The organism is Tumebacillus lacus, assembly GCF_026410385.1.
Taxonomy (GTDB): domain Bacteria; phylum Bacillota; class Bacilli; order Tumebacillales; family Tumebacillaceae; genus Tumebacillus; species Tumebacillus lacus.
In genome coordinates, this window is record NZ_JAPMLT010000023.1 from 1 (window position 1) to 3,948 (window position 3,948).

The following is a 3,948-nucleotide window of genomic DNA, read 5'->3' on the forward strand; positions in this document are numbered from 1 at the left end:
TACTCACCCGTCCGCCGCTGACATCCTCGGAGCAAGCTCCGATTCAGTCCGCTCGACTTGCATGTATTAGGCACGCCGCCAGCGTTCGTCCTGAGCCAGGATCAAACTCTCAATAAAAGTTTGGTTCGTAGCGAACTAAATCGCTGGCTCGAAAATCGATCTCGTAACACTCGTTTAGTTTTCAAGGATCAATCTGGTCGGAATGCAGGGATTCGAACCCTGGACCTCACGCTCCCGAAGCGTGCGCGCTACCAAGCTGCGCTACATTCCGATGCAAGTGGCGTGCCCAGAGAGATTCGAACTCCCGGCCTTTTGATTCGTAGTCAAACGCTCTATCCAGCTGAGCTATGGGCACGCGATGTAATTGTCTTGTCCACCGCAGTCTCACGCGGCGACAGGGACTATCTTAACATACCCGCAAACGAGTTCTCAATCCCGCTTTCACCACAAATATCCACTCTTCGGAACAAAATACGCCAAATTTCAATATCAACTCCTCCATACTCCTATATACACTGAAATAGTACGCGTACCGGTCGAATTCACTCCAGAGTGCAACACGCCGCGAAATGCAAAAAGAGACTTGATCAAATGATCAAGTCTCTTTCGATGGTGACTCGTACGGGATTCGAACCCGTGAATGCCGCCTTGAAAGGGCGGTGAGTTAAGCCGCTTCTCCAACGAGCCAAGCAAAAGTGGTGGGCCCAAGAAGATTCGAACTTCCGACCTCACGATTATCAGTCGTGCGCTCTAGCCAACTGAGCTATGGGCCCAAACATACTCCTGGAGCGGGTGATGGGAATCGAACCCACGCTGTCGGCTTGGGAAGCCGATGTTCTACCATTGAACTACACCCGCATAAAGTGGCGGAGCTGACGGGATTCGAACCCGCGGTCTCCCGCGTGACAGGCGGGCATGTTAGGCCACTACACCACAGCTCCGTAGCGTACGAATGCGCAAGTATCGGCATCGCGCCCTGAACGGGCGCGTGTGTAGCCGATCTACCTTTGGTGACTCGTACGGGATTCGAACCCGTGAATGCCGCCTTGAAAGGGCGGTGAGTTAAGCCGCTTCTCCAACGAGCCAAGATTTTTTAAAGATGGCGTGCCCAGAGAGATTCGAACTCCCGGCCTTTTGATTCGTAGTCAAACGCTCTATCCAGCTGAGCTATGGGCACAAATTTTGAGTTGTAAGAAAAACGTGGTGAGTCATGAAGGACTCGAACCTTCGACCCGCTGATTAAAAGTCAGCTGCTCTACCAACTGAGCTAATGACTCACGTTTTGAAACTGGCTGGGGAGGAAGGGATCGAACCTTCGCATGACGGAGTCAAAGTCCGTTGCCTTACCGCTTGGCGACTCCCCAATAGTTGTTTTTGTAAGATGGGGCGATCGAAGGGAATCGAACCCTCGAGTGCCAGAGCCACAATCTGGTGCGTTAACCACTTCGCCACGACCGCCATAGTACAAGTATTCTTTTTTGAAAAAGTGGCAGGGGCAGCAGGACTTGAACCCACGACATTCGGTTTTGGAGACCGACGTTCTACCAGCTGAACTATGCCCCTGTGTTTGTCCCTCTCTCGAGGACAGAGCCTATCTTATCACGAATACCATTATGAATCAAGGACCTTTTTCAACCACTTATCGGTTATATGAAGCATTCACCAGCGATTACCTCGCCCTTAATCATGAATACTTCCCATTTCAGCAGGTGACGTGTCCCGCTGACAAGAGTTATCTTACCACGCTCACTCGGATCTCTCAATTTGTCCATTCAAACAAAACGAAACAATCAAGCGCGACTGCCGGTTGAATCACACCCATTCTGCCTGTTACTCCAACTTCCTCTCTTGTTCTCTTGCGAGAAATAAAAAAGACCCGATCCGTGATGGATCGGGTCTCTCTTCCGAAATAACAAAACGCCCCGCGACGACCTACTCTCCCAGGACCCTGCGGTCCAAGTACCATCGGCGCTGGAGAGCTTAACTTCCGTGTTCGGGATGGGAACGGGTGTGACCTCTCCGCCATTGTCACGAGACGTTTTATGGAAATGGTGGGCCCAAGAAGATTCGAACTTCCGACCTCACGATTATCAGTCGTGCGCTCTAGCCAACTGAGCTATGGGCCCTTATTGTGTTGCTTTTGAAAAAGTGGCGGAGCTGACGGGATTCGAACCCGCGGTCTCCCGCGTGACAGGCGGGCATGTTAGGCCACTACACCACAGCTCCATGTGGTTGCGGGGACAGGACTTGAACCTGCGACCTTCGGGTTATGAGCCCGACGAGCTGCCAACTGCTCCACCCCGCGACGGTGTGTCTCTACGAGACATGGTAGTTATGAAAATGGTGGAGGTTGACGGGATCGAACCGCCGACCCTCTGCTTGTAAGGCAGATGCTCTCCCAGCTGAGCTAAACCTCCAAAATGGTGACTCGTACGGGATTCGAACCCGTGAATGCCGCCTTGAAAGGGCGGTGAGTTAAGCCGCTTCTCCAACGAGCCAATGGCTCCTCGAACAGGATTCGAACCTGTGACCATCCGATTAACAGTCGGGCGCTCTACCAGCTGAGCTATCGAGGAATAATGGTGGAGATAAGCGGATTCGAACCGCTGACCCCCTGCTTGCAAGGCAGGTGCTCTACCAACTGAGCTATACCCCCATTATTTAAGTGGCGTGCCCAGAGAGATTCGAACTCCCGGCCTTTTGATTCGTAGTCAAACGCTCTATCCAGCTGAGCTATGGGCACGTATGAAGTTAGGTAGGTGAAACTGTGGTGAGTCATGAAGGACTCGAACCTTCGACCCGCTGATTAAAAGTCAGCTGCTCTACCAACTGAGCTAATGACTCACAGTGGTGGAGAGAGAAGGATTCGAACCTTCGAAGCTTTCGCAACGGATTTACAGTCCGCCCCAGTTGGCCACTTTGGTATCTCTCCAAGTCATTCAGTTGTTTCGTGTCTTTCGTGTCAGCCACTCTCTCGCGGCGACAGGTGTTATCTTATCACGCCGAGTATGAGATCTCAATGGCATGATGCGGGCAAATGAAGGGGTGAGAGCAGGTTAGCAGAGCATTATCTCATGTATGCTCCGTATATCTCTATATTCGTTATTACCGTTTTAGGGCGAAAGTATACCTTCGAAGCGTTGGCGGTAGACCCAGAGCAGATGGATTTGTAACAGGGTGACGACGACAGCGTTCAGCAAAAGGGCCGGGTCCGCAAAGAGATGGAAGAGCAAGATGCTGACTACGCAAGGTACGAGCATCGTCAGCCCCAACGGGACGTACCGGTTGATAAGAAGGAATAATCCTGCGATGAGCTCCACCGTCTTCAGGAGAGCCAGCAACCAGCCGTCTCCGAGCAGCTCTATGGCCGGCGGACTGGTCGGGAGGAAGCCAGGGAGACCGAACAGGACTAGATATCCGTTTACACCGGCAGCAAAGAAGATCAGGCCTTGCAGGAGCCTTGATAGGGTAGCGCTCGCTTTCATGGTCGTGTCCTCCTTTAAATTTCCTCTACCAAGATCATACTCCTATTTTTTACAGCGGTCTAGATCCGAGTACTATTGGCACTCAAACGCACATGGTGTCCCTGTTGCTAGTTATATAAAAAAGGCCAGATCGGTTAGGATCTGACCTTTTGGTTTGATTCGAAATAACAAAAACGCCCCGCGACGACCTACTCTCCCAGGACCCTGCGGTCCAAGTACCATCGGCGCTGGAGAGCTTAACTTCCGTGTTCGGGATGGGAACGGGTGTGACCTCTCCGCCATTGTCACGAGACGCTTTTTTGTTTTGAGTGCTGCTGGGTGGTCCGAGCGGCTGGAGTATCCCTTGCCCCGCTCAAACACGTTTTGGCAAAACCGGCCAAAACAACTCGCTCCTCCAAGGGACACCCCAACCGCTCGGGCGGGCGTCAGGTGCAGGACGGGTTGGTTTGGGAGTTTGGTGTTC

At 52.3% G+C, this 3,948-nt stretch carries 1 protein-coding gene, 22 tRNA genes and 3 rRNA genes; all 26 read right to left on the bottom strand.

All coding sequences use genetic code 11. The annotated features are described in order from the left end of the window. Nucleotides 1–117 (bottom strand): 16S ribosomal RNA (locus OS242_RS21070); the annotation flags it as partial. Nucleotides 118–194: 77 nt separating this feature from the next. Then, nucleotides 195–271 (bottom strand) — tRNA-Pro (locus tag OS242_RS21075). A 7-nt stretch (nucleotides 272–278) separates the two neighbouring features. Beyond that, nucleotides 279–355 (bottom strand) — tRNA-Arg (locus OS242_RS21080). Nucleotides 356–610: 255 nt separating this feature from the next. Then, nucleotides 611–687 (bottom strand) — tRNA-Glu (locus tag OS242_RS21085). 9 nt (nucleotides 688–696) lie between these two features. Continuing rightward, a tRNA-Ile gene (locus tag OS242_RS21090) sits at nucleotides 697–773 on the bottom strand. Nucleotides 774–784: 11 nt separating this feature from the next. Then, nucleotides 785–858, bottom strand: a tRNA-Gly gene (locus tag OS242_RS21095). Nucleotides 859–864: 6 nt separating this feature from the next. Beyond that, a tRNA-Asp gene (locus OS242_RS21100) sits at nucleotides 865–941 on the bottom strand. Between the two features lie 67 nt (nucleotides 942–1,008). Continuing rightward, nucleotides 1,009–1,085 (bottom strand) — tRNA-Glu (locus OS242_RS21105). Nucleotides 1,086–1,100: 15 nt separating this feature from the next. Further along, nucleotides 1,101–1,177, bottom strand: a tRNA-Arg gene (locus OS242_RS21110). A 24-nt stretch (nucleotides 1,178–1,201) separates the two neighbouring features. Beyond that, nucleotides 1,202–1,277, bottom strand: a tRNA-Lys gene (locus OS242_RS21115). Nucleotides 1,278–1,289: 12 nt separating this feature from the next. After that, nucleotides 1,290–1,364 (bottom strand) — tRNA-Gln (locus tag OS242_RS21120). A gap of 18 nt (nucleotides 1,365–1,382) precedes the next feature. Next, nucleotides 1,383–1,458, bottom strand: a tRNA-His gene (locus tag OS242_RS21125). A 29-nt stretch (nucleotides 1,459–1,487) separates the two neighbouring features. Then, nucleotides 1,488–1,563: transfer RNA gene (locus OS242_RS21130), tRNA-Trp, on the bottom strand. A 356-nt stretch (nucleotides 1,564–1,919) separates the two neighbouring features. Continuing rightward, nucleotides 1,920–2,036, bottom strand: a 5S ribosomal RNA gene (gene rrf, locus OS242_RS21135). Nucleotides 2,037–2,049: 13 nt separating this feature from the next. Beyond that, a tRNA-Ile gene (locus OS242_RS21140) sits at nucleotides 2,050–2,126 on the bottom strand. A 23-nt stretch (nucleotides 2,127–2,149) separates the two neighbouring features. Beyond that, nucleotides 2,150–2,226 (bottom strand) — tRNA-Asp (locus tag OS242_RS21145). Nucleotides 2,227–2,229: 3 nt separating this feature from the next. Beyond that, nucleotides 2,230–2,305 (bottom strand) — tRNA-Met (locus OS242_RS21150). Between the two features lie 36 nt (nucleotides 2,306–2,341). Continuing rightward, nucleotides 2,342–2,417: transfer RNA gene (locus OS242_RS21155), tRNA-Val, on the bottom strand. Nucleotides 2,418–2,421: 4 nt separating this feature from the next. After that, nucleotides 2,422–2,498: transfer RNA gene (locus tag OS242_RS21160), tRNA-Glu, on the bottom strand. 2 nt (nucleotides 2,499–2,500) lie between these two features. Continuing rightward, nucleotides 2,501–2,576 (bottom strand) — tRNA-Asn (locus tag OS242_RS21165). 4 nt (nucleotides 2,577–2,580) lie between these two features. Next, nucleotides 2,581–2,656 (bottom strand) — tRNA-Ala (locus OS242_RS21170). A gap of 10 nt (nucleotides 2,657–2,666) precedes the next feature. After that, nucleotides 2,667–2,743: transfer RNA gene (locus OS242_RS21175), tRNA-Arg, on the bottom strand. A gap of 25 nt (nucleotides 2,744–2,768) precedes the next feature. After that, nucleotides 2,769–2,844 (bottom strand) — tRNA-Lys (locus tag OS242_RS21180). Nucleotides 2,845–2,848: 4 nt separating this feature from the next. Further along, a tRNA-Tyr gene (locus OS242_RS21185) sits at nucleotides 2,849–2,932 on the bottom strand. Nucleotides 2,933–3,113: 181 nt separating this feature from the next. Beyond that, nucleotides 3,114–3,485, bottom strand: a complete 372-nt coding sequence (locus OS242_RS21190; protein WP_267153652.1) for a hypothetical protein — start codon at nucleotides 3,483–3,485, stop codon at nucleotides 3,114–3,116. Nucleotides 3,486–3,660: 175 nt separating this feature from the next. Then, a 5S ribosomal RNA gene (gene rrf / locus OS242_RS21195) occupies nucleotides 3,661–3,777 on the bottom strand. Between the last annotated feature and the right edge of the window lie 171 nt (nucleotides 3,778–3,948).